Source organism: Microbacterium sp. AISO3, assembly GCF_002204305.1.
GTDB lineage: Bacteria > Actinomycetota > Actinomycetes > Actinomycetales > Microbacteriaceae > Microbacterium > Microbacterium arborescens.
In genome coordinates, this window is the sequence record NZ_NHRF01000214.1 from 1 (window position 1) to 384 (window position 384).

Here is a 384-nt window from a genome sequence, read left to right on the forward strand (position 1 = left end):
CAATAAGGGTTTGGCAAGAAGCGGACGTCAAAGACGAGGTCAGCGTCGATCGGGACCCCACGCTTAAACCCGAAGGACATCACCTGGAATGCCAGCCCTTCGTCAATCCCCTCAGCAAAGGCATGGTCGATGCGTTGGGCTAGCTGGCGGGCAGTGATCGACGTGGTGTCGATGACGAGATCAGCCTCGGCTCGCAGGTCGGACAGCATCCGCCGCTCAAGGGCAACGGCGTCGAACAGATGACCACCTTGTTGCAGCGGCAGCGGACGACGGCTGGACTCCTGGCGGCGCACAATTGTCTCATCGGACGCTTCCAAGAAGACGATGGCAGGGTCGATGCCGCGCTCGTCGAGCGCATTGACGGCCACCCCTAGGGCGTCAAAC

Annotated in this window: 1 protein-coding gene; it reads right to left on the bottom strand. The window is 61.5% G+C overall.

Going from position 1 to position 384, the window contains the following annotated elements; all coding sequences use genetic code 11:
• Positions 1-368 (bottom strand): RNase adapter RapZ (locus CBF90_RS17025; RefSeq protein WP_277921450.1); only part of this gene is annotated, 368 nt, incomplete at its 3' end.
• Positions 369-384: the final 16 nt, after the last annotated feature.